Source organism: Pseudomonas sp. NPDC090203 (genome assembly GCF_044746765.1).
GTDB classification, from domain to species: Bacteria; Pseudomonadota; Gammaproteobacteria; order Pseudomonadales; family Pseudomonadaceae; genus Aquipseudomonas; species Aquipseudomonas putida_AD.
Window position 1 is genome coordinate 253,834 of the sequence record NZ_JBIVCV010000006.1, and the last position, 24,738, is coordinate 278,571.

26 protein-coding genes and 1 pseudogene are annotated in these 24,738 nt (G+C 60.6%); 17 read left to right on the forward strand and 10 right to left on the reverse strand.

Annotated features, from left to right (window positions below; genetic code table 11):
- Positions 1–15: 15 nt before the first annotated feature.
- The gene (gene xdhC / locus ACIPO9_RS12885; protein WP_400781309.1) at positions 16–867 is read left to right on the forward strand and encodes a xanthine dehydrogenase accessory protein XdhC; all 852 of its coding nucleotides are present in this window, start codon (positions 16–18) and stop codon (positions 865–867) included.
- Positions 868–891: 24 nt separating this feature from the next.
- A complete protein-coding gene (guaD, locus tag ACIPO9_RS12890) occupies positions 892–2,196 on the forward strand; it encodes a guanine deaminase (protein WP_400781311.1) in 1,305 nt (434 codons plus the stop codon).
- 152 nt (positions 2,197–2,348) lie between these two features.
- Here the strand turns inward: guaD and ACIPO9_RS12895 are convergent, their stop codons facing one another.
- Positions 2,349–3,113 carry a GntR family transcriptional regulator gene (locus ACIPO9_RS12895; RefSeq protein ID WP_400781313.1) on the reverse strand — a complete coding sequence of 255 codons (765 nt, stop codon included), beginning with the start codon at positions 3,111–3,113 and terminating at the stop codon, positions 2,349–2,351.
- Positions 3,114–3,469: 356 nt separating this feature from the next.
- Between ACIPO9_RS12895 and ACIPO9_RS12900 the strand changes: the two genes are divergently transcribed.
- Complete coding sequence (locus tag ACIPO9_RS12900; protein ID WP_400781316.1) at positions 3,470–4,831, forward strand: NCS2 family permease; 1,362 nt, start codon at positions 3,470–3,472, stop codon at positions 4,829–4,831.
- Between the two features lie 168 nt (positions 4,832–4,999).
- Positions 5,000–5,626, forward strand: a complete 627-nt coding sequence (locus ACIPO9_RS12905) for a LysE family translocator (protein ID WP_400781317.1) — start codon at positions 5,000–5,002, stop codon at positions 5,624–5,626.
- A 223-nt stretch (positions 5,627–5,849) separates the two neighbouring features.
- Here ACIPO9_RS12905 and uraH read toward each other — a convergent pair whose 3' ends face one another.
- Complete coding sequence (uraH, locus tag ACIPO9_RS12910) at positions 5,850–6,203, reverse strand: hydroxyisourate hydrolase (protein WP_274132435.1); 354 nt, start codon at positions 6,201–6,203, stop codon at positions 5,850–5,852.
- A gap of 386 nt (positions 6,204–6,589) precedes the next feature.
- On the opposite strand from uraH, the gene puuE reads away from it, so the two are divergent.
- The 7 genes from puuE to ACIPO9_RS12945 all read left to right on the forward strand — a co-directional run bounded on the left by puuE (position 6,590) and on the right by ACIPO9_RS12945 (position 13,786).
- Positions 6,590–7,531 (forward strand): allantoinase PuuE, encoded by a 942-nt coding sequence (gene puuE, locus ACIPO9_RS12915; protein WP_274132433.1) that lies wholly within the window; start codon positions 6,590–6,592, stop codon positions 7,529–7,531.
- The gene (uraD, locus tag ACIPO9_RS12920) at positions 7,528–8,043 is read left to right on the forward strand and encodes a 2-oxo-4-hydroxy-4-carboxy-5-ureidoimidazoline decarboxylase (RefSeq protein WP_274132430.1); all 516 of its coding nucleotides are present in this window, start codon (positions 7,528–7,530) and stop codon (positions 8,041–8,043) included. Before puuE ends, uraD begins: the two co-directional genes overlap by 4 nt.
- Positions 8,044–8,092: 49 nt before the next feature.
- Positions 8,093–9,088 (forward strand): allantoicase, encoded by a 996-nt coding sequence (gene alc / locus ACIPO9_RS12925; protein ID WP_274132428.1) that lies wholly within the window; start codon positions 8,093–8,095, stop codon positions 9,086–9,088.
- 160 nt (positions 9,089–9,248) lie between these two features.
- Positions 9,249–9,752 carry an ureidoglycolate lyase gene (locus ACIPO9_RS12930; protein ID WP_400609686.1) on the forward strand — a complete coding sequence of 168 codons (504 nt, stop codon included), beginning with the start codon at positions 9,249–9,251 and terminating at the stop codon, positions 9,750–9,752.
- Positions 9,753–9,801: 49 nt separating this feature from the next.
- Positions 9,802–11,100 carry a urate hydroxylase PuuD gene (locus ACIPO9_RS12935; protein WP_274132425.1) on the forward strand — a complete coding sequence of 433 codons (1,299 nt, stop codon included), beginning with the start codon at positions 9,802–9,804 and terminating at the stop codon, positions 11,098–11,100.
- A gap of 184 nt (positions 11,101–11,284) precedes the next feature.
- A complete protein-coding gene (locus tag ACIPO9_RS12940; protein ID WP_400781320.1) occupies positions 11,285–12,640 on the forward strand; it encodes a nucleobase:cation symporter-2 family protein in 1,356 nt (451 codons plus the stop codon).
- Positions 12,641–12,997: 357 nt separating this feature from the next.
- Positions 12,998–13,786: an outer membrane protein OmpK gene (locus tag ACIPO9_RS12945; RefSeq protein ID WP_400781322.1), complete on the forward strand. Its 789-nt coding sequence runs from the start codon at positions 12,998–13,000 to the stop codon at positions 13,784–13,786.
- Positions 13,787–13,835: 49 nt separating this feature from the next.
- Here ACIPO9_RS12945 and ACIPO9_RS12950 read toward each other — a convergent pair whose 3' ends face one another.
- Positions 13,836–14,156 (reverse strand): hypothetical protein, encoded by a 321-nt coding sequence (locus ACIPO9_RS12950; protein WP_274132421.1) that lies wholly within the window; start codon positions 14,154–14,156, stop codon positions 13,836–13,838.
- 265 nt (positions 14,157–14,421) lie between these two features.
- Between ACIPO9_RS12950 and ACIPO9_RS12955 the strand changes: the two genes are divergently transcribed.
- A complete protein-coding gene (locus ACIPO9_RS12955) occupies positions 14,422–15,180 on the forward strand; it encodes a hypothetical protein (protein WP_400781324.1) in 759 nt (252 codons plus the stop codon).
- A gap of 370 nt (positions 15,181–15,550) precedes the next feature.
- Here the strand turns inward: ACIPO9_RS12955 and ACIPO9_RS12960 are convergent, their stop codons facing one another.
- Positions 15,551–15,778: a hypothetical protein gene (locus ACIPO9_RS12960; protein ID WP_274132419.1), complete on the reverse strand. Its 228-nt coding sequence runs from the start codon at positions 15,776–15,778 to the stop codon at positions 15,551–15,553.
- Between the two features lie 174 nt (positions 15,779–15,952).
- On the opposite strand from ACIPO9_RS12960, the gene ACIPO9_RS12965 reads away from it, so the two are divergent.
- The gene (locus tag ACIPO9_RS12965) at positions 15,953–16,561 is read left to right on the forward strand and encodes a TetR/AcrR family transcriptional regulator (protein ID WP_274132418.1); all 609 of its coding nucleotides are present in this window, start codon (positions 15,953–15,955) and stop codon (positions 16,559–16,561) included.
- Between the two features lie 3 nt (positions 16,562–16,564).
- Here the strand turns inward: ACIPO9_RS12965 and ACIPO9_RS12970 are convergent, their stop codons facing one another.
- Entirely contained in the window at positions 16,565–16,957 is a 393-nt protein-coding gene (locus ACIPO9_RS12970) for a response regulator (protein WP_274132417.1), read from the reverse strand.
- A gap of 636 nt (positions 16,958–17,593) precedes the next feature.
- Between ACIPO9_RS12970 and ACIPO9_RS12975 the strand changes: the two are divergent.
- The 4 genes and pseudogenes from ACIPO9_RS12975 to ACIPO9_RS12990 all read left to right on the forward strand — a co-directional run.
- Positions 17,594–18,280: pseudogene (locus tag ACIPO9_RS12975) on the forward strand (cache domain-containing protein); the annotation flags it as partial.
- Positions 18,281–18,403: 123 nt separating this feature from the next.
- Positions 18,404–19,138 (forward strand): methyl-accepting chemotaxis protein, encoded by a 735-nt coding sequence (locus tag ACIPO9_RS12980; protein WP_400781419.1) that lies wholly within the window; start codon positions 18,404–18,406, stop codon positions 19,136–19,138.
- A gap of 167 nt (positions 19,139–19,305) precedes the next feature.
- A complete protein-coding gene (locus tag ACIPO9_RS12985; protein ID WP_400781325.1) occupies positions 19,306–20,190 on the forward strand; it encodes an urea transporter in 885 nt (294 codons plus the stop codon).
- Between the two features lie 118 nt (positions 20,191–20,308).
- Entirely contained in the window at positions 20,309–21,307 is a 999-nt protein-coding gene (locus ACIPO9_RS12990) for a sulfate ABC transporter substrate-binding protein (protein WP_274132414.1), read from the forward strand.
- Positions 21,308–21,404: 97 nt separating this feature from the next.
- Here the strand turns inward: ACIPO9_RS12990 and ACIPO9_RS12995 are convergent, their stop codons facing one another.
- The 5 genes from ACIPO9_RS12995 to ACIPO9_RS13015 form a co-directional block, all read right to left on the reverse strand.
- Positions 21,405–21,731 carry a hypothetical protein gene (locus ACIPO9_RS12995; RefSeq protein WP_400781328.1) on the reverse strand — a complete coding sequence of 109 codons (327 nt, stop codon included), beginning with the start codon at positions 21,729–21,731 and terminating at the stop codon, positions 21,405–21,407.
- Positions 21,732–22,325 (reverse strand): hypothetical protein, encoded by a 594-nt coding sequence (locus ACIPO9_RS13000; RefSeq protein WP_400781330.1) that lies wholly within the window; start codon positions 22,323–22,325, stop codon positions 21,732–21,734. It lies immediately after the preceding gene.
- Between the two features lie 251 nt (positions 22,326–22,576).
- Positions 22,577–22,990, reverse strand: a complete 414-nt coding sequence (locus ACIPO9_RS13005; protein WP_400781332.1) for a hypothetical protein — start codon at positions 22,988–22,990, stop codon at positions 22,577–22,579.
- Between the two features lie 38 nt (positions 22,991–23,028).
- Positions 23,029–24,234 (reverse strand): c-type cytochrome biogenesis protein CcmI, encoded by a 1,206-nt coding sequence (ccmI, locus tag ACIPO9_RS13010; protein ID WP_400781334.1) that lies wholly within the window; start codon positions 24,232–24,234, stop codon positions 23,029–23,031.
- Positions 24,231–24,695, reverse strand: a complete 465-nt coding sequence (locus ACIPO9_RS13015) for a cytochrome c-type biogenesis protein (protein WP_400781421.1) — start codon at positions 24,693–24,695, stop codon at positions 24,231–24,233. The genes ccmI and ACIPO9_RS13015 overlap by 4 nt, the downstream gene beginning before the upstream one ends.
- Positions 24,696–24,738 lie beyond the last annotated feature (43 nt).

Consider the following 24,738-nt stretch of genomic DNA (forward strand, 5'->3'; position numbering starts at 1 on the left):
GATCAGGAGAAACACATGAACAACTGGATCAGCGCCCTCGCCGAGCTGCAAACCGCAGGGGAAGCCTGCGTGCTGGTGACCATCATCGAGGAGCGCGGCTCGACACCGCGCAACGCAGGCTCGAAAATGGTGGTCAGCGCCGAGCGGATCTACGACACCATTGGCGGTGGCCATCTGGAATACAAGGCCATGGACATCGCCCGCCAGATGCTCGAAAGCGGCACCCAGCAGACGCGCCTCGAACGCTTCAGCCTCGGCGCGAGTCTCGGCCAGTGCTGTGGCGGCGTGAACGTGCTGCTGTTCGAACCCATGGGCCAGCCCCAGGCGCAGATTGCCGTGTTTGGCGCAGGCCACGTCGGCCGCGCCCTGGTGCCGCTGCTGGCCAGCCTGCCCTGCCGGGTGCGCTGGATCGACTCGCGGGAAGCGGAATTCCCCGCGCAGTTGCCCGAAGGGGTGAGCAAGATCGTCAACGATGAAGTGGTCGACGAAGTGGACAACCTGCCCGCCGGCAGTTATTGCATCGTCATGACCCATAATCACCAACTGGACCTGGAACTGACCGCCGCCATCCTCAAGCGTGGCGACTTCACCTGGTTCGGGCTGATCGGCTCGAAGACCAAGCGCGTCAAATTCGAACACCGCCTGCGTGATCGCGGCTTCGACCCGGCACTGGTGCAGCGCATGCGTTGCCCCATGGGCCTGTCCGAGGTGAAGGGCAAGCTGCCTATTGAAATTGCCGTGTCGGTCGCCGCCGAAGTGATCGCCACCTATAACGCCTGCTTCGGGATGGAAAGCGGCGAGCAAGGCTCGACTTCCGAACCCGTCGCCAAGCTGATGCCGGTCTCCCGCCGCAGCCAGGCTCAATGAACATTTGAAGAACGAATCCTGAACATGACTACTGCAAAGAAAGCCTACCGCGCCGCCATCGTCCACAGCATCGCCGACCCGGCCGAAGTGGTGATCGAGGCGTCCTACGAGTATTTCGAAGACGGCCTGATGGTGGTCGAGAACGGCAAGATCATCGCCGTCGGCCACGCCAGGGACTTGCTCGGCACGCTTGCCAGCGACATCGAAGTGGTGGCCTACAGCGATGCGCTGATCACCGCCGGTTTCATCGACACCCACATCCATTTACCGCAGACCGGCATGGTCGGCTCCTACGGCGAACAACTGCTGGACTGGCTCAACACCTACGTGTTTCCTGTCGAGCGTCAGTTCGCCGATCCTGCGCACGCCGCTGAAGTGTCTGACATCTTCATTCAGGAATTGCTGCGCAACGGCACCACCACCGCGCTGGTGTTCGGCAGCCGTCACAAGGAGTCGGTAGATGCGTTCTTCACCGCTGCCGAGAAGCTGAATCTGCGGATGATCGCCGGCAAGGTGATGATGGACCGAAACGCCCCGGACTACCTGGTGGACACCGCCGAGTCCAGCTACGTCGACAGCAAGGCGCTGATCGAGCGCTGGCATGGCAAGGGCCGCCTGCACTACGCGGTCACGCCACGCTTTGCGCCCACCAGCACGCCACAGCAACTGGCCCTCGCCGGCCAGTTGCTGGGCGAATACCCCGACCTCTACATGCAGACCCACATCAGCGAAAACCTGAAGGAAGTCGAGTGGGTCAAGGAGCTGTTCCCGGAGCGCAAGAACTACCTGGACGTGTACGACCACTTCAAGCTTCTGGGCGAGCGCTCGGTGTTCGCCCACGGCGTGCATTTGTGCGATCAGGAGTGTGAGCGGTTGTCGGAAACCGGGTCAGCCATCGCCTTCTGCCCGACGTCCAACTTCTTCCTGGGCAGCGGGCTGTTCAACCTGCCGATGGCGGAAAAGCACAAGGTGAACGTGGGACTGGGCACCGATGTGGGTGGCGGCACCAGCTTCTCGATCCTGCAGACGCTGAACGAGGCCTACAAGGTGATGCAGCTGCAGGGCGCCAAGCTCAGCCCGTTCAAGTCGCTGTACCTGGCGACCCTGGGCGGCGCGCGGGCGCTGCGTCTGGAGGACAAGATCGGCAACCTGCATGAAGGCACTGAAGCGGACTTCGTGGTCCTGGACTACAACGCCACCCCGCTGCTGTCGTACCGCATGAAGCAGGCGACGAGCATCGAGGAGAAGCTGTTCGTGCTGATGACCCTGGGGGATGACCGGACGGTGAGCGAGACGTATTCGGCGGGGGCGTTGGTGCACAAGCGCTGAGGAAAGCGCCACACACTTTGTAGGAGCGCGCTTGCCCGCGATGGCGGAGGGTCAGACGACACATGTGTTGTTGATCCACCGCTGTCGCGGGCAAGCGCGCTCCTACAAAGGCGATCGGTGTTCGGCGCAAGGCTTGCGGCGAACTCAGGCCATCAAACCGCCGTACTGCGCCCCGGCTTCTTCTTCGGCAGCACCAGGTGCGAGAACACCGCGTGCAGGTCATCCGACGCGCTTTCTTCGTCCAGATTGAGCTTGCTGTCGATGTGATCCATGTGGTGCATCATCAGGTCCACTGCCAGCGTTGCGTCGCGGGCCTGGATGGCGTCGATCAGCTGGGTGTGCTCATCGTAGGAACAGTGCGTGCGGTTGCCGCTTTCGTACTGGGCGATGATCAGCGAGGTCTGCGACACCAGGCTGCGCTGGAAGCTGATCAGCGGTGCGTTTTTGGCCGCCTCGGCCAGTTTCAGGTGAAACTCGCCAGACAACCGGATTCCCGCCCCACGATCCCCTCTGGAGAAGCTGTCGCGCTCGTCGCTGACCATCTTGCGCAGTTCATTGAGCTGCTCGACGGTGGCGTGCTGCACCGCCAGTTCCGTGATGGCCTTCTCGACCATGCGCCGGGCGAAAAACACCTGCCGGGCTTCTTCGACACTGGGGCTTGCCACCACGGCGCCACGGTTCGGGCGCAGCAGCACCACGCCTTCATGGGCCAGGCGCGACAAGGCGCGACGGATGATCGTGCGGCTCACCCCGAAGATCTCCCCCAGGGCTTCTTCGGAAAGCTTGGTGCCGGGCGCCAGGCGCTGCTCGAGGATCGCCTCGAAGATATGCGCGTAGACGATGTCGTCCTGTGTGCCGCTGCGGCCTGCCTTGGCGGCGCGCGGTTGTTTCTTGAGGGGTTGCAGCTGATCGTTCATGGACACTCACAAGACCTGAATCCGGCCCGGGGGCCGTGCCGTGACTGCTGGGAACAGCCACTGTTGGTAAAACCAATAGCAGATATCCGCGCAAAGTCACAGTAAAAGTAATGGCGCATTGTACACAGTGTGCAAAGTCTGCAAAGAGGCGTGTTCCATTGGGCCTTATGCACACAATCGGTAAAATCCTTGCGACAAAATCAAAAACATTATTTGCATTTTTTGTATACAAAAGCATAATTCGCTCGTGCACGTTTCTGACCTTTCAGTCAAGAAATCGGACTGAAGGTCGACTCGCTTCAAAGAGCAGTTACCGGCTCTGAAAAAAACAACAAAAACGTCCCGAGGATTTCACTGTGGAAAGTCGCAAAACCGAAGCCGCGCCGCTCGATGCCACTCCAATAGAAGCAAGGCCGCCACGCACCGGCCTGCTCGAGCGCATCTTCAAGCTGAGCGTGCATGGCACCACCGTCAGGACCGAGCTGCTGGCGGGCCTGACGACCTTCATCACCATGGCCTACATCATCTTCGTCAACCCCAACATCATGGCTGACGCCGGTATCGATCACGGCGCCGCCTTCGTCGCGACCTGCATCGCCGCCGCCCTGGGTTGCCTGCTGATGGGCCTGTACGCCAACTGGCCGGTGGGCCTGGCGCCGGGCATGGGCCTGAACGCCTTCTTCACCTACACCGTGGTCGGCACCATGGGTTACAGCTGGCAGACGGCGCTGGGTGCGGTGTTCATCTCGGGCGTGCTTTTCATGATTCTGACCCTGTCGCGCATTCGCGAATGGCTGCTGAACAGCATTCCGGTCAGCCTGCGTTACGCCATGGGTGCGGGGGTCGGGCTGTTCCTCGGCCTGATCGGCCTGAAGACGGCGGGCATCGTGGTCGACAGCCCGGCCACCCTGATCAAGCTGGGTTCCCTGCGTGAGCCTGGTCCGCTGCTGGCGGCGATCTGCTTTCTGATGATTGCCGTGCTCAGCTACCACCGGGTGTTCGGCGCGATCCTGATCAGCATCATCACCGTGACACTGGCTGGCTGGGGCCTGGGCCTTGTGCACTACAACGGCATTTTCTCTACCCCGCCGAGCCTGGCGCCGACCTGGATGGCCATGGACATCGCGGGCGTGTTCAACGTCAGCATGATCAGCGTGGTGCTGGCCTTCCTCTTCGTTCATATGTTCGACACGGCGGGCACCCTGATGGGCGTCGCCCAGCGTGCAGGCCTGGTCAATGAAGACGGCCGCATCGAGAACCTGTCCCGCGCCCTCAAGGCCGACAGCGCATCGAGCGTGTTCGGGGCGATGGTCGGTGTGCCGCCGGTCACCAGCTACGTGGAAAGTGCTTCGGGCGTGGCGGCTGGCGGTCGTACAGGTCTGACCGCCGTGACCGTGGGTGTCCTGTTCGTGGCCGCGATGTTCTTCGCACCGCTGGCGGGCATGATTCCTGCCTACGCCACTGCAGGCGCACTGATTTATGTGGCAATGCTGATGATGGGCGGCATGGCGCACATCGACTGGGACGAGGCCACCGACGCGATTCCGGCCATCGTCACAGCGATCATGATGCCACTGACCTTTTCGGTCGCCGACGGCATCGCGCTGGGCTTTATCACCTACGTGGTGCTGAAGGCCGGTACCGGGCGGCATAAGGAAATTTCCGTGAGCCTGTGGGCACTGTGCGCGATTTTCATTGCCAAGTTTGTGTTTCTGTAAACCCACGTAAACCCGTGTAGGAGCGCGCTTGCCCGCGATGGCGTCATGTCTGTGCCACATTGATTGACTGACCCATCGCCATCGCGGGCAAGCGCGCTCCTACAGGCGTCAACGACAACGTCATCCATCGGATGGCGTTTTGTCATTTCAAAAAAGGAGAAATAAAGCATGACTCTGGAAACCTGGCTGTTGTTCAGCGGCGCTGCGCTGGTGGTGATCCTGATCCCAGGCCCCCTGTCGCTCTTGATGATTGGCAACAGCCTCAATTACGGCCTGCTGCGTTCGTACCCGGCGTTCCTCGGCGGGGTCTGCGCCTCGATCTGCCTGCTCAGCGCGTCGGCATTGGGCCTGGGCGCGCTGTTGATGGCATCCGAGCAATTGTTCAGCGTGCTGAAGATCGCAGGTGGCCTGTACCTGTTTTATCTGGCCTGGCAGAGCTGGAAGCAGTCCCGTCAGCCTGTGACCGCCCAGGAAGTACCCCAGGCGCTGAACCATCCGGGTTTCGCATCACTGTTCTGGCGTGCCTTTGTGCTGGGCGGCAGCAACCCGAAAGACATCCTGTTCTTCGCCGCCTTCCTGCCGCAGTTTCTCAAGGCCGATCAGCCGTTTCTCGGCCAGTTGCTGACCATGATCGTGACCTGGACCCTGCTGGACCTGGCCTGCAAGCTGTTCTACGGCCTGAGCGCCCAGGGCGCCGCGCGGTACCTGCGCACCGGGCGCGGCCAGAGCTGGTTCAACCGCATCAGCGCGGGGTTGTTTGGCGGGGCGGGCACGGCGGCGTTGCTTAGTCATTGAGCCCGCGACATCCCTTGTAGGAGCGCGCTTGCCCGCGATGCGTCATGTCTGTGCCGCATTAATTGGCTGACACACCGCCATCGTCCGGATGCGGCCCAGGCCAAGCGCGCTCCTACAGGTGTAAGGCGTTGACGCCGGGAAACGCCAGACAAAAAAAAGCCCGCAGTGTGGGGCGGGCAATGAGGAACAGGGGCAGTGCGATGAAGCGGGTCAAGCGGTTGAATCAGCTACCGCGATAGGTCGAGTAGCTGTACGGCGAAATCAGCAGGGGCACGTGGTAGTGGTCCTGGCCGGCATCGATGCCGAAACGCAGCACCACTTCGTCCAGAAACGGCTGCTCACCCAGCTTCACGCCCTTGGCGCGGTAGTAGTCGCCGGCGCTGAACTGCAATTGATAGACACCGGAACGGTAATCCTCACCTTGCAGCAACGGCGCATCGCAGCGGCCGTCGGCGTTGGTGCGGGTCTCGGCGATCTTTTCCAGGCGCTCGCCCTCTATGCGATACAGGGCAACGCGGATGTCACTGCCGGGGCAGCCATGCGCGGCGTCCAGCACGTGTGTGGTCAATCGTCCCATGGCGTGTCAGTGCCTCTTTTTGGATGGTTGGGGTATAGGCGCGCACTCATTCAGGGCCTGAAAGATGCGGGCGATGAGCGATTAAGACACTTTCTGCGAAAATTGTACACAATTAAAATGGCTTTTTTGACCCTATCCGCCCGGCCATCCTGTTGGAGCCTGATTTCTCGGGCATCGCGGATATTACTGCGTTTTTTCAGCTTAACCTGACCACTCAGGCAAGTTTCTTGCTACGTACAGCGGGGTGATGTACGGCAGCAGAAAGGCGAAAAAACAGGGTTACAAATAGTAAATAAAGTTGTATACAATCTATCCATCGCCGCAGTGGTCCTGCCAGGTTCGACCCGACCACTGCCACAGACAACACGTAGATAAGGAAGATTGCAGTGAGCGCCGACTATCCACGCGACCTGATCGGTTACGGCAGTAACCCGCCCCACCCACACTGGCCAGGCAATGCCCGGATCGCGCTGTCGTTCGTACTCAATTACGAGGAAGGCGGCGAGCGCAACATCCTGCACGGTGACAAGGAATCCGAAGCCTTCCTGTCCGAGATGGTCGCCGCCCAGCCGCTGCAAGGCCAGCGCAACATGAGCATGGAGTCGCTGTACGAATACGGCAGCCGTGCCGGCGTGTGGCGCATCCTCAAGCTGTTCAAGCAGTTCGATATCCCGCTGACCATCTTCGCCGTGGCCATGGCCGCCCAGCGTCACCCGGACGTGATCCGCGCGATGGTCGAAGCCGGCCACGAGATCTGCAGCCACGGCTACCGCTGGATCGACTACCAGAACATGGACGAGGCCCAGGAACGTGAGCATATGCTCGAAGCGATCCGCATCCTCACCGAGCTCACCGGCGAGCGCCCGCTGGGCTGGTACACCGGTCGCACCGGCCCCAACACCCGTCGCCTGGTGATGGAAGAAGGCGGCTTTCTCTACGACTGCGACACCTACGACGACGACCTGCCCTACTGGGAACCGAACAACAGCACCGGCAAGCCGCACCTGGTGATTCCCTACACCCTGGACACCAACGACATGCGCTTCACCCAGGTGCAGGGTTTCAACAAGGGCGACGACTTTTTCGATTACTTGAAAGACGCCTTCGACGTGCTCTACGCCGAAGGGGCCGAGGCGCCGAAGATGCTTTCCATCGGCCTGCACTGCCGCCTGATCGGCCGCCCTGCCCGCCTGGCCTCGCTGCAGCGTTTCCTTGAATACGTCAAAGGCCATGAGCAGGTGTGGTTCGCCCGCCGCGTCGAGATCGCCCGCCACTGGCATGATGTGCATCCTTTCCAGCCCCACTCTGTGAAGGGAGCCGCCAAATGAGCCGCTTCCAGAGCCTGACGCCTTCATCCCTTACCCGCGAAGACTTCGTCAAAGCCTTCGCCGACATCTACGAGCATTCGCCCTGGGTCGCCGAAAAGGCCTATGACCTGGGCCACGGCAGCGACATCGACGACGTCGACGTCCTGCATGCCCGTATGAGCGACATCCTGTTGAGCGCCGATCACGCCACGCAACTGGCGCTGATCAATGCTCACCCGGATCTTGCCGGCAAAGCCGCCGTGCAAGGCCAACTGACCGAAGCCAGCACCAACGAACAGGCTGGCGCCGGTATCCACCAATGCACGGCTGAAGAGTTTGCACGCTTCACCGAGCTGAACGACGCCTACAAGGCCAAGTTCGCGTTTCCCTTCATCATGGCGGTCAAGGGCAGCAACCGGCATCAGATTCTTGCGGCATTCGAGACGCGCATTCACAACTCGGCCCAAACCGAGTTCGCCTGCGCCCTGGCCGAAATCAACAAGATCGCGCTGTTCCGATTGCAGACACTTTGAGCCCCAACCGACCTTCTCCCACGCCATCAATAAAAGGCAGACAAAAAGAATGAAAGCTTACGCCGTACCCTTCGAGAAATTCGTCAACCTGGCCGATGCACGTCTGGGCACCAAGATCATCTCCGTCACCGACGACTGGTTCGCCGATGCCAACCGCCTGTTCCAGCCGACCCCGGCTGTGTGGAAAGAAGGCGTGTTCGACGACAACGGCAAGTGGATGGACGGCTGGGAATCGCGCCGCAAGCGTTTCGAAGGTTATGACAGCGCGGTGATCCGCCTGGGTGTGGCAGGTTCGATCAAGGGCGTGGACATCGACACCTCGTTCTTCACCGGCAACTACCCGCCATCGGCGTCCCTGGAAGGCTGCTTCCTGGCCTCGGGCGAACCGGACGAGAACACCGTGTGGACTGAAGTGCTGGCGGCCGTGGAGCTCAAGGGCGACAGCCACCACTACCACGAAATCAGCGACGCCAAGGCCTACAGCCACCTGCGTTTCAACATCTACCCGGACGGCGGCGTGGCGCGCCTGCGCGTGTACGGCGTGCCGCACCGCGACTGGTCGGCCGTTGGCGACAACGAGCAAGTGGACCTGGCCGCAGCCCTGAATGGCGGCCGCGCGCTGGCCTGCTCCGACGAGCACTTCGGCCGCATGAGCAACATCCTCAACCCGGGCCGTGGCATCAACATGGGCGACGGCTGGGAAACCGCGCGTCGTCGCACACCAGGCAATGACTGGGTGATCGTGGCGCTGGGGCATGCCGGTGAAGTCGAGCAGATCGTCGTCGACACCCTGCACTTCAAGGGCAACTACCCGGACAGCTGCTCGATCCAGGGCGCATTCGTCAAAGGCGGCACCGACAGCCAGATCGAAACCCAGAGCCTGTTCTGGCGTGAACTGCTGCCGAGCCAGAAGCTGCAGATGCACGCCGAGCACAGCTTCGTCGAGCAGATCAACAAGCTGGGCCCGATCACCCACATCCGCCTGAACGTGTTCCCGGACGGTGGTGTGAGCCGCTTGCGTGTGCTGGGCAAGGTTGCCAAGTAACGAGCAGCTGACCGACCCTGTGGGAGCGGGCTTGCCCGCGAAGGCGATATGTCTGCAAACCATGTGTTGACCGGCACAACGCTTTCGCGGGCGAGCCCGCTCCCACAGAAGACAGCAGGATCGCAGATCCATCACTGAACTTGAGAACAGAAGAATCCGCATGCGCAAACTGATTATCGAGCCGTTGACCAAAGAAGCCTTCGCCCCTTTCGGTGATGTCATCGAAACCGATGGCAGCGATCATTTCATGATCAACAACGGCTCGACCATGCGCTTTCACAAGCTGGCGACCGTTGAAACGGCAACGCCGGACGATAACGCGATCATCAGCATCTTCCGCGCCGACGCGCAGGACATGCCGCTGACCGTGAGCATGCTGGAGCGCCATCCGCTGGGCAGCCAGGCTTTCATTCCGCTGCTCGGCAACCCTTTTCTGGTCGTGGTCGCGCCATTTGGCGATGTTCCTGAACCAGAGTTGACCCGCGCCTTCATCACCAATGGCAGGCAGGGTGTTAATTACCATCGCGGCGTCTGGCACCACCCGGTGCTGACGATCGAAAAGCGGGATGACTTCCTGGTGGTTGATCGCAGTGGCAGTGGCAATAACTGCGATGAGCATTTCTTCGAAGAGAGTCAGAAGATGATTCTCGATCCCCAACAATAAAAGAGGGTCTGACTGCTCGCTAAGTGGCAGAAGACTAACGGTAAAGACTGTGGCTGCACATCTGATGGAATGGCTGAATCTGGGCGTGCGCTGGATTCACATGATCGTCGGGATCGCCTGGATCGGCGCATCCTTCTACTTCGTCTGGCTGGAGAACAACCTCAACCGCGCCAAGCCGCGCGACGGGCTGTCGGGTGACCTGTGGGCGATCCACGGCGGCGGTATCTACCACCTGGAGAAATACAAGCTGGCCCCGCCGACCATGCCGGACAACCTGCACTGGTTCAAATGGGAAGCCTACTGGACCTGGATGTCGGGCATCGTGCTGCTGTGCATCGTGTTCTACTCCAACCCCACGCTTTACCTGCTCGCGCCCGGCAGCACACTGACCGGCGGCGAAGGCATCGCCATCGGCGTCGGCGCCCTGGTCGCCAGCTGGTTCATTTACGATTTGCTGTGCGACTCGCCACTGGGCAAGCGCCCTGGCCTGCTGGGCCTGGTGCTGTTCGTGCTGGTCATCGGGGCATGCTACGGCTTCACCCAGGTGTTCAGCGGCCGTGGTGCGTACCTGCACACCGGCGCGATCATGGGCACCATCATGGTCGGCAACGTGTTCCGCATCATCATGCCAGCGCAGCGCGCACTGGTCGCGGCCATCGCCGAGAACCGCACGCCGGACCCGACGCTGCCAGCCAAGGGCCTGCTGCGTTCGCGTCACAACAACTACTTCACGCTGCCTGTGCTGTTCATCATGATCAGCAACCACTTCCCGAGCACCTACGGCAGCCAGTACAACTGGCTGATCCTGGCGGCGATCGCGGTGTGTGCGGTGTTGGTGCGTCACTACTTCAATACCCGTCACGACAGCAACAAGTTCGCCTGGGCACTGCCGGTCGGCGCACTGGGGATGATCTGCCTGGCGTATGTCACAGGTCCTGCGCAGATGGCCAAGGCGCCTGACGTGGCGAAGATCGAGTACCAGCCGCTGCCTGCTACCGCCATCGGTGGTCATCGCGCCGACGAACCGCAACCTGCAAAAGCCCCTGCCCCTGCCGAGCAACCGGCACAGGCGAGCAATGCCGGCGGCGTGGATTTCAACAAGGTGCACAGCGTGATTCAGGAACGCTGCGCGGTCTGTCATTCGGCCAAACCGACCAGCCCGCTGTTCAGCAGTGCGCCGGCCGGGATCATGTTTGACACCCCGCAGCAGATCCAGCAACTGGCCCCGCGCATCCAGGCCCAGGCCGTGACTGCGCAGATCATGCCACTGGGCAACATCACCCAGATGACCCAGCAGGAACGTGACCTGCTGGGGCAGTGGATCGACAAGGGGGCCCAGACGAACTGATGTAGCGGCGCCTTCCCTTGTAGGAGCGCGCTCGCCCGCGACGGCGGTGTGTCAGGCAACATCGATGGCACAGACCGATCGCAATCGCGGGCAAGCGCGCTCCTACATAGGATCGCGTTGACGTGAAGTTCCACCGCCCAGCCGCAACGGGCGTACTCAAAAATAAGAACAAATGAGGTGTTGCATGTCCGAGTCAACTCACGCGCGCATCCCTGCTGCGCCACCACGACAGCCCTTGCCACTGATGCAACTGATTCTGGTGGGCCTGCAACACGTCCTGCTGATGTATGGCGGTGCCGTCGCGGTGCCGCTGATCATCGGTCAGGCCGCTGGCCTGTCTCGCGAAGAAATCGCCTTTCTCATCAACGCAGACCTCCTGGTCGCCGGTATCGCCACGGTCGTGCAATCCTTCGGGATCGGCCCGCTGGGGATTCGCATGCCGGTGATGATGGGGGCAAGCTTTGCCGCTGTCGGCAGCATGGTCGCGATGGCCGGCATGCCCGGCGTCGGCTTGCCGGGGATTTTCGGCGCGACCATCGCTGCCGGTTTCTTCGGCATGCTGATCGCCCCGTTCATGTCGAAAATCGTGCGCTTCTTTCCGCCACTGGTGACCGGTACCGTCATCACCTCCATTGGCCTTTCGCTGTTTCCGGTTGCGGTCAACTGGGCGGGCGGCGGCAACAAGGCCGTAAGCTTCGGTGACCCGGTGTATCTGGGCGTGGCGGCGCTGGTGCTGGGCAGCATCCTGCTGATCAACCGCTTCATGCGCGGTTTCTGGGTAAACATCTCGGTGCTGATCGGCATGGGCCTGGGCTACATCCTGTCGGGCTTCATCGGCATGGTCGACTTGAGCGGCCTGGCCCAGGCCGAATGGGTCAAGGTGGTCACGCCAATGCACTTCGGCATGCCGACCTTCAGCCTGGCGCCGATCCTGTCGATGTGCCTGGTGGTGGTGATCATCTTCGTCGAGTCCACCGGGATGTTCCTGGCACTGGGCAAGATCACCGACCGCGAAGTCACCCCCGGCATGTTGCGTCGCGGCCTGATGTGCGATGCGGCAGCCTCGTTCCTGGCGGGTTTCCTCAACACCTTCACCCACTCCTCGTTCGCCCAGAACATCGGCCTGGTGCAGATGACCGGTGTGCGTTGCCGCTCGGTGACCATGGTTGCCGGTGGCTTCCTGATCCTGCTCAGCCTGCTGCCCAAGGCTGCGTACCTGGTGGCGTCGATTCCGCCAGCAGTGCTCGGCGGCGCGGCCATTGCCATGTTCGGCATGGTGGCGGCCACCGGTATCAAGATCCTCCAGGAAGCCGACATCTCCGACCGTCGCAACCAGTTGCTGGTTGCGGTAAGCATCGGCATGGGCCTGATCCCGGTCGTGCGGCCGGAATTCTTCAGCCAGTTGCCACACTGGATGGGGCCTATCACCCACAGCGGCATTGCCATGGCGACCTTGAGCGCCGTGCTGCTCAACCTGCTGTTCAACGTGCTCGGCGGTGCCGAACGCGCGGCCATGGCAGGGCCTGTGCACTCGCACTGACAAACGTTTACCTGGTGTCGATTCAGGTGCTCCGTCGCGGAGCACTTGAGCCTGGTGGCGCGAGTCAGTATCCTCCGCCGCCGCTCGAAATCAGGGTCGAACGACCACCAACAAGATTCTGACTGCAAAGTTAGTTAACCGATCACCCGCTGCACCCTCGAAAAGGCATTGAAAACACTCTTCCCTCGACTGTTGCGAAAACAGCCGACGAGTCTTTTTGGCCTTTTTTCCGGCTGCGGGCGCGGTTTCGTTGCACCCTTCAAGTTGACCAAATGGACAACTTATTTAGAAGAAATAGCGCCACATCAGAGCGTTACAACCGAGCGACAACGACTTTAAACCTTAGGGAGTAAATGCATGAACCGTACACTTTCCAGCCTGATGGCCGCAGGCAGCCTGCTCGCCGCCGCCCCTGCCATGTCGGGCGATCTGTTGCAGTGGCAGAGCAACAGCCTGACCTATCTCTACGGCAAGGACTTTGCCGTGAACCCGGAGATCCAGCAGACGTTCACTTTCGAGCACGCGGATGGCTGGAAGTACGGCGACAACTTCCTGTTCGTCGACAACATCTTCTACAACGGCAAGAAAGATCCGGGCGTGGGCAACAACACCCTGTACGGCGAGTTCTCCCCTCGCCTGTCGATGGGCAAGATCTTTGGTCAGAAATTCGAGCTGGGCCCGATCAAGGACGTATTGCTGGCGGGTACTTACGAGTTCGGCGAAGGCGACGTCGAGTCGTACCTGATCGGTCCGGGCTTCGACCTGAACATCCCGGGCTTCGACTACTTCCAGCTCAACTTCTACAAGCGCTACAACGACGGCCACCGTGCCGGTTACGGCGCCTGGCAGATTACGCCGGTGTGGTCCTACACCATTCCGGTGGGCAAGTCGGACATTCTGATCGACGGGTTCATGGACTGGGTCGTGGACAACAAACAGTCCAACACCAAGGGCGACTACCACTCCAACCTGCACTTCAACCCGCAGATCAAATATGACCTGGGCAAGGCGATGAACATGGCGGAGCGCCAGCTGTACGTGGGTATCGAGTATGACTACTGGACGAACAAATACGGGATCAATGACACCCGTTACTTCGATACCGATCAGAACACTGCCAGCCTGTTGGTAAAAGTGTTCTTCTAATCAGTGCAGGCGTGGGCTTTGTTTGATCGAAGCCCACGCCAAGCGGCACTCAACGCCGCGCCTGGGCCGAGCCGTCCTTTTGCCGGTCGCGATTGACCAGTTGAACCCCCGCCAGCGGCATTCCCACGCCGACGACCATCAGGCTCCACAGCACGTACTCCAGACCGAACAGCACAACCGCGCCGCCCACCATGAAAGTCGCAAGACTCGGCACGCCCAGCGCGCAGATCAACAAAGCGTGAGTGCCAAGGCGTTTCCTGAACGGCACGCTGCCAAACACGCACACCAGCCACAAATAGAGCCAGGCGACGATGGTCAGCAGATAAAGGCTCAGGTGCAGCAGGTCTCCGGACATCCCGTATCCATGCATGGTCTATCTCCTTCTAGCAAATACGTCTTGTCGAAACGGCAATTCGATCCATTTAAATGCCGCGGCGGATTTTACACCCGTTGCCAGCGCCAGGGCTGCCCGCCGGTAAAAAACTGAAAGCGGATATGTCGCCAACTGTAACTTTCATGGGATTTTCATTTCCATTCGACCAGCTTTTAACGCCCTTTACCGGACTATGGGCCACCTTTGGCCTCTGCCAGACGCTTGTTCAAACCATTGCTCCTGACCCATTTCGGTATAGCCCATGAATAAACTTCCACAGATTACCCTCGCGTTCTGGATCATGAAGATCTGCGCTACAACGCTGGGTGAAACCGCTGGCGACCTGCTCTCAATGACCCTGGATGTCGGCTATCTGATGAGTTCGCTGATTCTGATCAGCGTGTTTGTCGTCACCCTGCTTACCCAACTTTCGTCCAAACGCTACAACCCTGCGCTGTACTGGATCGTGATTCTTTCGACCAGCACGGCGGGCACCACGATGTCCGATTTCATGGATCGCACGCTCGGGCTGGGGTACGCGGCGGGCTCGGCGATTCTGGTGGCGATCCTGCTGGCGATTTTCTCGGTCTGGTACATGAGTGAGAAATCGCTGTCGGTCAGCCGGGTGACGACGTTGAAAGCGGAGTTGTTCTACTGGTTCGCGATCCTGTTTTCCAACACCCTGGGCACGGCGCTGGGTGATTTCCTGGCCGATGATTCGGGCCTGGGCTTTTCCGGCGGCGCGCTGTTGATCGGTTCGGGTATCGCGGTGGTGGCGGTGCTGCACTACACCACGCGCCTGTCGTCGGTGGCGCTGTTCTGGATCGCGTTCGTGCTGACCCGGCCGTTCGGCGCGACCCTGGGCGATGTGCTCACCAAGCCCCATGAAAAAGGCGGGCTGGATTTTGGCACCGTCGGCTCGTCGATGGTGTTGTTGAGCATCCTGGTGGTGCTGGTGGGCGTGGCGATGTTCTACCACCGCAAACCGGCCAAGGCCTATGCGCAGGTCGCCGATAATTGACGGGTATGGGGGCAGTCTTGAGATCGCTCCCGCGGGCAAGCCCGGCTGCTACGGGGCAAGTGCCGAATTCTGGATTTGCGTTCACCGCAAATCCGTAGCAGCACGGCTTGCCGGCGGGGGCAGTCTTGAAATCGCCGACGCCGGCAAGCCGGACTGCTACGGGGCAGGTGCCGAATTCTGGATTCGCGTTCACCGCAAATCCGTAGCAGCACGGCTTGCCGGCGGGGGCAGTCTTGAAATCGCCGACGTTGGCACGCCGGACTGCTACGGGACAGGTGTCGAGTTCTGGATTTGTGGGCACCGCAAAACCGTAGCAGTCCGGCTTGCCGGCGAGGCGTCTTCAAGATCGATACGTTGGCACGCCGGACTGCTACGGCGTGCGTTTTTCCCATGGCATCGGTTTGCCTGCCCTGACCTTGGCGTTGAGCGCGCGCAGCAGCTCCAGCGGGTCGCGGTCTTCCAGGGCGTGGCTTTGCTCGTCCACCCAGGTCATGACTTGTTGCCGGTCGAGCGTCGGCCGGCGATGAAGGATTTCCACCAGTTGTCGTTCGCAATGTTGGGCATAGGCAACGACGCTGGAAAACAAAGGGCTGTTCATGCTGCTGTCACCTCGCCGTTCAGATCCGGTTCATTCCCCGCCACCATGGCCGCCAGAAACCCGGACACGGTCACTCCACTGACCGGATCATAGCGCGTTCGCCCCAATCTTGAGCCTGCCGCGAGGCCGGTGCTACCATTCGCCACCGCCGAGCCGGCAAGGACATTCCGCTTTATGAGCAGCATCCGCGAGCGCAACAAAGAACTGATCCTGCGCGCAGCCAGTGAAGAATTCGCCGACAAGGGCTTCGCCGCCACCAAGACCAGCGACATCGCCGCCAAGGCTGGCGTGCCCAAGCCCAACGTCTATTACTACTTCAAATCCAAGGACAACCTCTACCGCGAGGTGCTCGAAAGCATCATCGAGCCGATCATGCAGGCCTCGACGCCCTTCAATCGCCAGGGAGTCCCGGCTGAAGTACTGAGCGGCTACATCCGCTCCAAGATCCGCATTTCCCGCGACTTGCCCTTCGCCTCCAAGGTGTTCGCCAGTGAGATCATGCACGGTGCGCCGCACCTGACCGCCGAGCAGGCCGAACAGCTCAACGCCCAGGCCCGGCACAACATCGAGTGCATCCAGGGCTGGATCGACGACGGCCTGATCGCCCCGCTCGACCCGCACCACCTGATGTTCAGCATCTGGGCCGCGACCCAGACCTACGCGGACTTCGACTGGCAGATTTCCTCGGTCACCGGCAAGGCCAAGCTGGACGACGCCGACTACGAAGCCGCCGCCCAGACCATCGTGCGCCTGGTGCTCAAGGGGTGTGAGCCGGATCGCTGAGGCTTATGGCGCCTTGCCCGATTGCAGGGCCTTGTCGACGCCATCAAGCAGTTGCCCGAAGCTCCACGGCTTGCGGATAAAGGTCACCTGATGCTGCACGCCGGAGCTTTCCGGCGTTTCGTGGCCAGACATGATCAGGATGGGAATCTGCGGCCACTTGTTACCCGACAGGTTGGCCAGATCGGCTCCATTCAACGTGCCCGGCATGAGGATGTCGGTCAGCAGCAGCGACACGCGGTCGGCGTGCTCATCGAGAAACCTCACCGCGTCGTCGGCGTTCTCCAGGGCATGGGTCGAGAAACCCTCGTCGCCCAGAATCTCGCACACGAAATCACGGATGATCGACTCATCTTCAACCACCAGGATGAGGCGTTTTTCCTGCTCGTTTGCTGCCATTTGCGCTGCACCCACCATAATTCTTCCCGTCACCTGTCCGGCTGGTCCTGTCCTGGACTCCGGCTGCTGTCGGTACTGTGAACGGCGCGCGCGCTGGAAATTCCATTCAGTGACGAGATTTGATTGAAACGGTTGTAAGGGCAGCCTTTCAGGCATAAAAAAACCCGCCGAAGCGGGTTTGTGCAAGACCGTCCAAAATCCATGTCGGCAGCCATTCCTGGCGAACGGTCGATCGTCCCTGATCCCGCAGCGTTCCTTCGTTGCGGTTGATGGGATCCAATTTACTGTGATAACTGGATCCCATCCAGAGCCAAAATCTCCATTTCGTGTAAGCCTTTGGCTATATCGATGGCATTCTGACGCCATTGTTTTGTTGGACTAATGGCCAATTGGCCATATTCGATGACTGGCTGTACAAATCCGCATGCCGCTCTCAGGTTTGTCCGGCACGGGCCGAGATGCTTGAAGACGAGCCCGCTGTCTGCCATTCGCCATGGTGCCTGACGAGGCTTGGCGCAATAACAAGAACAATGAAACGGAGTGACGATCATGAATATGCGTAACCTGTCGATCAGCCGGCGCCTGTGGCTGATTCTAATCGTCGCCGTGCTGATGCTGTTCACCCTGGCCGTGGCCATGCTCAAGCAGATCCACGACGATCTGTACGACGCCAAGGCGCAGAAAACCATGCACGTGGTGCAGACCGCCAGCGGCCTCCTGGAGTACTACCAGGGCCTTGAAAACAGCGGCAAGCTGACCCGCGAACAGGCCCAGCAGCAGGCGATGGACGCCATTCGCGGCCTGCGCTACAACCAGACCGACTACTTCTGGATCAATGATCTGCGGCCTGTGATGATCATGCACCCGGCCAACCCCAAGCTGGTGGGACAGGATCTGTCCGGGGTGAAGGATCCGGACGGTTTCCAGGTCTTCAACGAAATGGTCACCCTGGCCAAGGCCAAGGGCGCCGGCATGGTCAACTATCGCTGGCCCAAGCCGGGCGCCAGCGAGCCGGTGCAGAAGACATCCTATATCTCGCTGTTCAGCCCGTGGGGCTGGATCATCGGCTCGGGCGTGTATGTCGATGACGTGCAGGCCGAGTTCCAGCAGCAGGTCATCAAGGCCCTGTCGATCAGCGCCGGGATCATTCTGGTAATGGCGCTGCTGTTGACCCTCATCGCACGCAGCATTGCCGGGCCGTTGAACGCCACCGTCGAGGCCATGGCCAGTATTGCCAGTGGCGAAAGCGACCTGACCCGCAGCCTTGAAACCCAGGGCAAGGACGAGATCACCCAACTGGCCGGGCATTTCAATGCATTCACCGCCAAACTGCGCGGGGTGGTCAGCCAATTGCAACTGTCGGCAGTGGGCCTGGGCCAGGCGTCGAGCGAACTGGGCAACAACGCGGTGCAGGCCCAGGAACGCAGCCAGCAGCAATCGCTGCAGATGGAACAGGTCGCGACCGCCATCAACGAAGTGACCTATGGCGTGCAGGATGTCGCCAAGAACGCGGAGCACGCCGCCAGCGAGATGCGCAGTGCCCAGTCCCAGGCGCAGCAGGGTCAGGCGAACATCGACAGCAGCCTCAAGCAGATCGATCACCTGTCCGGCACCATCAGTCAGGCGGTGGACGTGATCCGCACCCTGGCCAGTGAAAGCACGCAGATTGGCGGGGTGCTGGAAGTCATCAGCTCCATCGCCGAACAGACCAACCTGCTGGCCCTGAACGCTGCCATCGAAGCTGCGCGCGCAGGCGATCAGGGCCGCGGCTTCGCGGTGGTGGCCGACGAAGTGCGCCTGCTGGCGCAACGCACGCAGAAATCCACGGCGGAAATCCAGGCGATGATCGAACGCCTGCAAAGCCATTCCGACGCCGCCGTGAAAGTCATCAGCGACAGCAGCCGCTCCTCGCAACTGACCATCGAACAGGCGCACCTGGCCGGCCAGAGCCTGACCTCCATCAGCCAGGCCCTGCAAAACCTCAATGGCCTCAACGCCTCGATTGCCAGCGCGACGTTGCAGCAATCCCACGTAGTCGAAGACATCAACCAGAACGTGACCCAGGCCGCGCAGTTGTCCCAGGGCACCGCCATCGCCGCCGAGCAGTCCAGCGCTGCCAGTGCGCAGCTCAAGGGCTTGAGTGAGCAGTTGAACGGGTTGTTGCGGCAGTTCAGGGTGTAGATCTGGCGCAAATAGCCTTTGTAGGAGCGCGCTTGCCCGCGATTGGGATTTTCCGTTGCTCATGCGTCATTTGATACGGCGCAATCGCGGGCAAGCGCGCTCCTACTTGATAGAGGTTTGCCCTTCAGCCATTATGTATACAATAAAAAATAATATTGAATACATACATGCAAACCCTTCGATCTGCCCCCGCCTCCCACTGTCCCGACTGGGCCGAAGCACTGCTCAATGGCTTCAGCCAGGTGCTTCTGCAACGCAGTCCCCTGTGTGGCTTGATGTGCCTGCTGGCGATTCTCATCAGTGCGCCCTCCTCCCTCGGCGGCGCGCTGCTCGGTGCCGTGTCGGGGCTACTGACCGCGCAGCGTCGCGGTTATCCCAAGGCCGAGCGGCAGTCCGGGGTGTACAGCTATAACGGCGTGCTGCTGGGCTTGCTGATCTGCTATCGGTTCGAATGGTCGCCGATGCTGCCACTGCTGGTCATCGCCTGTGGCGGGCTGAGCGCGATGCTGATGCACGCCTGGCTGCAACGCACGCCCAAGGCGTCTTGCCTGAAGGCCTACACCGCGCCGTTCGTGCTGTTCAGCTGGGTGCTGCTGACCTTTGCCGAGCCGATGCCCGCCGCCCCGATGGTCGATACCGGTCTGCTCCAGGCGCTTCCGGTGGGCCTGGGCCAGGTGTTTCTGCTGGACCATCCGCTGGCAGGCGTGCTGATCGGCATCGGCTTGCTGCTGTCCAGCCGCAACGCTGCATTGTGGGCGGCCTTCGGCTGCGTCAGCGGAGTGGCCTTCGCCCTCTGGCAGCAGGAAACCAATCTGGCGTTGCTGGGGCTTGCCGGTTACAACCCGGCGCTGGCGGCTCTGGCGTTCAGCCATATACGCCACAAGCCCTGGCTGCCAGCCATCGCCGTCGCCCTGGCGATTGTGCTGCAACCGGGTTTTTCCAGTCTGGGCCTGGCGACGTTGACCGCGCCGTTCATCCTCTCCTGCTGGCTGGTGCAGGCAGGTGGCCGTCTGTTTCGACAGTCTGTGCAGGATCGCCCGCTGCGTTTCTAAACGGTCATAAGTACAGAAGTTTTTAATCTATAAGACGCTAACCGTTTTCGTTATAGTCGCGGCCATTAGCCATCCCTTTTTTCATAAGAATAATCGCGACACGACAAAGGAATTCGCAGTGAAAAAAATCTTCGCCGCCTCGATGCTGACCTGCGCCATGGCCTTCGCCAGCGCCGCCCACGCCGCCCCTGAGCTGCTCAACGTCTCCTACGACGTGATGCGCGACTTCTACAAGGACTACAACGCTGCCTTCCAGAAGCACTGGCAGGACGAGCACAAGGAAGACGTCACCCTGAAGATGTCATTCGGTGGTTCGAGCAAGCAGGCCCGCGCCGTGATCGACGGGCTGCAGGCGGACGTCATCACCATGAACATGGCAACCGACATCAACGCCCTGGCCGACAATGGCGAACTGGTCCCGAAAAACTGGGTCGAGCGCCTGCCCAATCACAGTGCGCCGTTCACTTCCGCCACTGTGTTCATCGTGCGCAAGGGCAACCCCAAGCATTTGAAAGACTGGCCGGACCTGGTCAAGGATGGCGTCGAAGTCGTGGTGCCGAACCCGAAAACCTCGGGCAACGGCCGCTATACCTACCTGTCGGCGTGGGGCTACACCCTGAAGAATGGCGGCGATGAAGCGGCGGCGAAGAAATTCGTCGGCGAGTTGTTCAGCCACGTGCCGGTACTGGACACGGGCGGTCGCGGCGCTACCACCACCTTCATGACCAACCAGATCGGCGACGTGCTGGTCACCTTCGAAAACGAAGCCGAAATGATCGCCCGCGAGTTTGGCCGCGACCAGTTCGAAGTGGTCTACCCAAGCGTCTCCGCCGAGGCCGAGCCGCCGGTGAGCGTGGTCGACAAGGTGGTGGACAAGAAAGGCACCCGCGCCGCCGCCGAGGAATACCTGAAATACCTGTGGTCGGCCCAGGGCCAGGAAATCGCCGCCGCCAACTACCTGCGTCCACGTGACCCGGCGGTACTGGCCAAGTACACCGACCGCTTCCCGAAAGTCGATTTCCTGTCAGTGGAGAAGACCTTCGGCGACTGGCGCACCGTGCAGAAGACGCACTTCGTCGATGGCGGAGTGTTTGACCAGATCTACCCCGCCAAGTAAGGGGTTGGGATGAAATGAAAACGGCGACCCATCGAGGTCGCCGTTTTGTTATTGCGTATAAATGGAGATTAGATGCCAGGAAAACATGCTATGGTGGTTACAGCCCCATTGACGCCATCTGTATTTCGGACCTGTACTGCCGGATAGTATGATGAGAACAGATATTGTAGACTCTTTCATCATTCTTCAACACCCCAATCACCTTTTTCAAGTACCCTTTCGTCAACTGCCCAAGCTGATTCCCAAAAGTCGTTGGCATCGGCACAAAATGAAGTGCAGCAGTGCAACTGCGCATCTCAACCAGCATTTTAATGACTACTTGAGCCACTGAGTCGTTCATTCGCCAACTAGCAGCCTGCGCCCCATACCACCTCACTAAAACTTCATTTAGCGCTTTCTTATCATGATAATCCATTAACTCCATTCACAACCTCCTTTTTATACTACTTACAACTTGCAGAGCCATTTCCCTAGATCCTTTAACGGTAACAAGCTCAACATCGAATCTATCCAATACCAACACACGGTGGAAATCTTTCTCGGTTTTGGCCTCATGCAGGATCACGTCGACGTCGCCGACCCGAAAAAAGGTCACAACCGAATGACAGTCAAGTCCTGCGACGGCACGCTGCAACCGCAACTCCTCGGGATTCCAGCGACTCAAAGAGCCAGCATCGCCGTAAATAAGTCTGAAGTAGTCGGCCGGGCCGGAAATCTGTGATGACATTCTGCGTAAAGGCTCGGTCATCTCTTGCTCTTGAAGCCGGTCAATACTGACATACCCTTTGTCAGGGTACACAGCGGTAAACCCATCAGTGCTTATGAAACCGACAGGCTTTTCAGGAAGAGTCAACTGGTATTTAGAAAAGTAAACAGGCAGGGAGCCACTTTCATGCAAGCGCAGAGACTCATGCTTCGGAGTTGCGTACTCACACCCTCCATCGGCGAGCGCAGCCCCACTGCAAACTAACAATACAACGCCCAACCACTGCTTCAGCGAACATTCAAATATCTTCATACCTTCGACCGCCGCATACAATTCAGACCGCCGAGAATAGTTCTACAGTAGCACTAATAAGTAAACCGATAATCTGTAGGACTTTGCCGAAAGCTTTGTAGCTTCTTGCCGAAGATGGTTCTAGCCCTAGCAATCCAGCGACCGCAGGGAGTCAGCCGACATATCTGGTCCTGATACACAGCCGTCGCGGGCAAGCGCGCTCCTACACAGGTTCGGTGTACCGGTCAGCAAGCGCGATCAACTAGGGAGAATCAATTCCCGAACTGGCGGCTCAGCCCGGCCGGTACGCCGCTCGAATCGGTTTCCTGCCACGGCCCGGCTGGCGAGGTGGCCCAGGTCCAGCCGTTGTTCCAGCGGTAGTAGGTGCGCTGGCGGTAGAAGGTGTTGGGGACGTTATCCAGCACGTGCACGCCCAGTTTGGCGTCCCAGTGGCTGTGGCCACCCGGCGGCGGGGCGAAGTTGGCGCTGGTTTTCGGGCCCGACGGGATCGGCATCGTGGGCGGGGTCTGCGGCGTGGTGCGCGGCGTTCCCGGCTGCGGGGTGGGCGATGGCCCGGGAATCGTGGGAATCGGTTCCGAACTCTGCGGACCTGGGCGCTGGACCGCACAGGCGGCGCTCAGCGCCACCACCACACTCAACAAGGCAAATCGTGCGACGCGATACATAAAGGCATCTCTTTTGTGTCAGGGCCGCACGACCAGAATCATTGATCGGGGCTGTCGATGGTCAGGGCCTGGCGGGCCGTCACGTTGCTGGGCAGCGGTTGACTGCGGCCGATCCACTCACCGGAGGTCGGCTGGCCAGCACGGGATACCCGGGCCACCAATTGGACTTCCGGAAAGTTCGACAGTTTCAGCTGCGGCATCATCGCATCGGCATCTGTCAGCTCGACTTCCACCGGCAGATCCGCCACGGTCACCCGCTTGACCGCCAAAGGTGCCGGCGGACCGGACACAGCGCGGGCAAAGACAAACACCGTGTCGCCCGGTTGCACCTGGGCCTTGAGCTCGTCGGAGAGGGTCACCCTCACCTTCAGATGCGCGCCGGCAGCCGCCACCAGCGGTGCGTCTTTCAGCGTGCCGCCGCTCTGCACCAGGCGATCGCTGGCCTTGGCAATGCCACCTTCGAGGGCAGTGCGCGAAGGATCGTCAGGCGGCAGTACGGCCAACAGGCGACGCCAGTAATCCACTGCCTCCTGGAAATGCTGGCTCTCGAACGCATTGATCCCTTTCAACCCCAGGCTGGTAGGCTCTCTGGGATCGGCCTTCAGCGCCTCATCGGCCAGGCCCTGGATCTGCGGGGTCCAGGCCTTGTTGCCAGCGAAGTACAACGACTGCGCCCACTGCCCCAGCAGCTCTGGCTGACGCCCCGCCAGCGCAACGGCGGCTTCGAACATCTTCGCCGCATCGGCCGGGCGATCCTGGGCCATATAGGTGCGGGCCAGGAAATAGATGCTTTCGGCAGAATCGGGCTGGGCCTTGACCGCCCGCTCCAGGCGATCGGTCATCTGCGCCAACGAAGCTGGCGGCTTGGCGAATTCGCGAGTCAGTTCGACCTTGTCGCTGGCACCGTAGTGCAGATAGAGCCCCAGACCCAGCACCGGAACCAGCCCGGCCGCCAGCAACGGCAGCGGCTTGCCCAAACGACCGACCCGGTCTGGCGAGACGCCTTCGGTGTCGGCCAGCAACTCGCGGGCGGCCTCGGCACGGCCGCTGTCCATCTGTTCTGCCGAGAGCACGCCTTCTGCCTGCTGCGCTTGCAGCTCGGCCAGGCGCTCCTGGTACAGGGCGACGTTCAGGGCGGTGCGATCCTCCTCACTTTGCGCACGACGACCGCGCAACACCGGGATCAGCAGAAAACTCAAGGCCACCAGCAACAGCAGGCCGGCCGCTAGCCAGAAATCGATCATTCGTTTTTGTTATCCAGCAGGTGGGCGAGGCGCTGACGCTCCTCGTCGGAAAGCACATCGGTCTGTGGGGTATGCTGCTTGCGCCGACGGGCAACTATCACCCCGATCAGCACCACGCCTCCCAGCAACAGGCCGCCAGGGCCAAACCAGAGCAGCCAGGTGTGGGCGTTCAGTTCAGGCTTGTAGCGCACGAACTCGCCGTAGCGGTCGACCATGAAGTCGATGATCTGCTGATTGCTCTGGCCTTCGCCGAGCATGCGGTAGATTTCCTTGCGCAGGTCGGCGGCAATCGGCGCGTTGGAGTCGGCGATGTCCTGATTCTGGCATTTGGGGCAGCGCAGCTCGCGGGTCAGCTCGGTGTAACGGGCACGCTCGGCATCGTCCTTGAAGGTGTAGGCGTCGATGGCGGCGTGGGCGGTGTTTGCGCAGCCCAGCGTCAGCAACGCAGCGGCAAATGCCATCCCCTTGTAGCAGCACGGCTTGCCGGCGGGGGCGCCCGGAAGA